Genomic DNA, 435 nt, shown 5'->3' with positions numbered 1-435 from the left:
ACGCAACGAGGCGCCACGATCACCCAGACCTTCGCGCTCGAAAACCGCGGGCGCACGCTCGTGGTCCGGACGCGCCGTGAAGGCTTCGGGCCGCGGACGATGGAGATCACGAGCACGTACCGCCGCGCCTAAGGCGGGCTTCAAATCGCTGCCGCCTAAGACGCGGCCGCAAGCAAAGACGGCGCCGCCTCGAAAGGGGCGGTGCCGCACTTCGTTTCGCTACCTCGTGGCGTGGTCTAACATCTTGCAGGGTATTACCTGTGCCGGGCCACCTTGACCCCAGGGTGAAATCGGCGTAAAATCAATGGATACGGTCACTTTGCTGGCTTTTCCATCACATCGGAGGGCGCAATGCCCGGACTTCTCGCCTCACTTCGACGCCCGCTCCCCTCGCTTCTTACCTTCGCGGCCGCCCTTACCCTCACGATCTGGGTC

The organism is Candidatus Eisenbacteria bacterium (assembly GCA_005893305.1).
Lineage (GTDB): Bacteria > Eisenbacteria > RBG-16-71-46 > SZUA-252 > SZUA-252 > WS-9.
Note: the sequence above shows the minus strand (reverse complement) of the source record.